At 65.9% G+C, this 3439-nt stretch carries 1 protein-coding gene; it reads right to left on the bottom strand.

The genetic code is table 11. The annotated features are described in order from the left end of the window. The coding region (locus tag EOA33_RS28730) for a glucoamylase family protein (protein WP_281033572.1) at positions 1-3439 on the bottom strand (3439 nt) is incomplete at both ends.

Here is a 3439-nt window from a genome sequence, read left to right as displayed (position 1 = left end):
GAACAGGGTCTGGACGCGCTCATGGTCGGTGCGCCGCGGCTCTGAGGTCGCCGACCACCAGTCGCCGGTGCCGGCATCGCGCAGGAAGATGTAAGAGCCGAGCCGGTCCTCGCTCGGGTCCGGCTGCCAGCGGGTGACGGCAAGGTCGCCGAAACGGCTGTAGCCGGAACCGGTGGCGGTGACCATGACCGAATAGCGGCCATTGGACATGACGTTGGTCGCACGCAGCGCCTTGGCCGGGTCGAGGATGATGCGCGTGTCCGGGCTCTCTGTCTCGGTCTCGTCCTTGGAGCGCTCGTCGGCTTCGGTCCTGACGGTGGCGGTCGGGATGTCGCGCGGCGCCCTCTCCTGCAGCAGGAGCTCGGCCGACTCGATCACCGGGTCGCTGTGGAAACGGTCGCGCAGGCGGCCTTCGAAGATGGCGTCGGCGACGGCTGCGATCGACATGCCGGAATGGTGCGCCATGTAGTTCAGCACTACGGCGTGGTCGGTGCCCTCGGGCACGCGCTGCGGGGTGAAATCGACGGCATCGTAGAAACCGTGCCGGCCAAGCGCGCCGATCGCCTTCAGCCGGGCCAGATTGTGCACCGCCTCCCGCGGATTGAACTGCGCCGCCAGGATCGTGGCGTAGGGCGCAATCACGGTGTTCTGGCCGAGACCGCGCTTGAGGCCGAGGCCGGGTACGCCGAAATTGGTGTACTGGTAGGTCAGCTCGCGGTCGCGGGCATTATAGGCCGCTTCCGAAATACCCCAGGGCACATTCTTGGAGCGCGCGTACTGGATCTGGCGCCTGATGATCAGCTTGCTGGTCTGGTTGAGGATCGAGCCATGCGGCTCCTTCATCACCAGCGGCGGCATCAGGTATTCGAACATCGAGCCCGACCAGGACATCAGCGCGCCCCGGAAGCCGATCTCGACGATCGGCCGGCCAAGCCGGAACCAGTGCTCGGTCGGCAGGTCGCCCTTGGCGATGGCGAACAGGCTGGTGAGCCGCGCCTCCGAGGCGAGCAGGTCGTAACAACTCTCGTCGAGCTGGTGCTCCTCGACCCGGTAGCCGATCGACAGAAGCTTGCGCTCCTGCCGCATCAGGAAGGAGAAATCCATCTCGAAGGCGTAGCGGCGGGCACGCTCGCGCAGGGCCAGAAGCTTGGCGCGCAAGGCCTCGACCGCGTTCTCGTCGTTGTGCGAGTCGTGCACATGCGCCTCGCAGGTGGCTTCGAGCCGCGCCGCCCAGTCGGCGATGACGTCGCTCTTCGGCGAGGCCGCCTCGGTGTGGATGGCGGCGGCGAGCTTGCGTATCTCTCCGGCCAGCACCGCCAGGTTGATGGTGCGGATCGACGCCATCTCGGGCTGTGCCTTGATGGTCATGACGGCGCGGCGCATGCCGTCGAGACGGTCGGCAAGTCGCTGGCGCAGCGGCCTCAGCTGCCGGCGGTCGTCCGGCAATTCCTCAAGGCTCTCGTCGAGGATGGTCACCGTATCGAGGATGCCCTCGAAATCGCCCTGCAGATGCACGGAAGGCGCTTCCGCCCATTCGGCGCAAGCCGCGGCGACCGCCACCAGATGGCCGGCGAGATTGCCGCTGTCGACGGCCGAGATGTAGAGCGGATAGAGCGGCTTCAGCGTCGTCGTGTCGTACCAGTTGTAGAGATGGCCGCGGTCGCGCGGCATGCTCTCGATGGTCGTCATCGTCGCGTCAATGCGCGTGATGGCGTCAGACAGGCTGATCCAGCCGAAGTCGCGCGCCGACACCACCGACAGCAGGTAGACGCCGATATTGGTCGGCGAAGTGCGCGGCGCCACCACCGGCGCCGGGCTTTCCTGGAAATTGTCGGGCGGCAGATGGTGATGCTCGGCCGTCACGAAAGTCTCGAAATAGTGCCAGGTGCGCCGCGCGATGGTGCGCAGCGCATGGATGTCGGCGGCCGAGATGCGCAGCCGGTCCTCGGTCTCGGCCGAGCGGCTGATCCAGCAGGCGACAGCCGGCGAGCCAATCCAGAAGATGGCGAAGAAGAAGGCGACGAAGGCGCCGGTGGAATCGGCCAGCACCGGGATGGCAAGGCCGACGACGCCGATGATCACCGCGCCATACATCATGCCGTAATAGGCGCCGAGGTCACTGCCGCCGCTCTTGTGCGCCTGCGAGGCGGTGCGCCATTCAAGCAGGTTCTGCCGGCTGACGAACAAGCGATAGAGGGTGCGGATGATGGCATCGCCCATCATCCAGGCGAGATGCGCCATCAGCAGCACCTTGAGCGCGACCAGGGCGGTGCCGAAGATGGTGTCGCGCGCCAGCGCCGAAAAATGGCCGCGCGGGGTCTGGTCGCCGCTCTTGGGCAGGATGCCATTGACGATGTCAAAGGTGGGCGCCATGAACAAAGTGAGGATCAGCAGCGCCTGCCATTGCGCGGCTTGCGTGAAGGGCAGCAGGGTCCAGCCGGCGATCGCCGCCATCACCCAGAAGATCGGCGTGAGCGAGCGGCGCAGATTGTCGACCATCTTCCAGCGCGACAGCGCCGGCACGCCGGAGCGCGGATCGAGGATGAAGCCGAGAAGCTGCCAGTCGCCGCGCGCCCAGCGGTGATGGCGTGACGCGTCTACCGAATAGCGGGTCGGGTAGTCCTCGACCAGCTCGACATCGGTGACCAGCGCCGAGCGCGCCAGCGCCCCTTCGAGCAAATCGTGGCTGAGGATGGTGTTTTCCTCGATGCGGCCCTTCAGCGCCGCCTCGAAAGCGTCGACATGGTAGAGGCCCTTGCCGGTGAAGGAGCCGTCGCCGAAGACGTCCTGGTAGACGTCCGAAACGGCAAAGACATAGGGGTCGAGGCCGCGGTTGGCGGAGAAAACGCGCTGGAAGAAGGAGGCGTCGTCGCCGCTGGTCAGCGAAGCGGTGATGCGTGGCTGCAGAATGGTGTAGCCAGCGGTGACGACGCGTTTTGAGGCGTCGAAATGCGGCCTGTTGAGAGGGTGGCTGAGCTTGCCGGCCAAGCTGGCCACTGCATCGCGGGTGGTGCGCGTGTCGGCGTCCAGCGTCATCACATGGACGACGTTTTCCGGCAGCGGCACGTCAAGCGGCAAATAGGTGGTGTCGCTGTCACCGCGCAGCAGAAGGTTCAGCTCATGCAGCTTGCCGCGCTTGCGCTCCCAGCCCATCCAGCAGCCCTGCGCGGCGTTGTAGAGCCGGCGCCGGTGCAGGACATAGAAGAGCGGCGCACCTTCGGTCGGATAGCGGGCGTTGAGCCTGGCGATCTCGTCGCGGGCAAATTGCAGGATCTCGATGTCGGCGGCGTCGATCTCGGTCTTCGAATCCGGCCAGTCCGAAAGCAGCGCGAAATGGATTTCGCCCGCCGAATTGGCGAGGTGATGTACCTCGATGTTGCGGATATTCTCCTCGACATCGTCGCGCGAGCCGATCAGCGAGGGCACCACGACCAGCGTG

The sequence above is a fragment of the Mesorhizobium sp. M4A.F.Ca.ET.050.02.1.1 genome (assembly GCF_003997725.1).
Classification (GTDB): Bacteria; Pseudomonadota; Alphaproteobacteria; order Rhizobiales; family Rhizobiaceae; genus Mesorhizobium.
The sequence above is the reverse complement of the archived record's forward strand: the minus strand, read 5'-3'. Positions and strand labels throughout refer to the sequence as shown.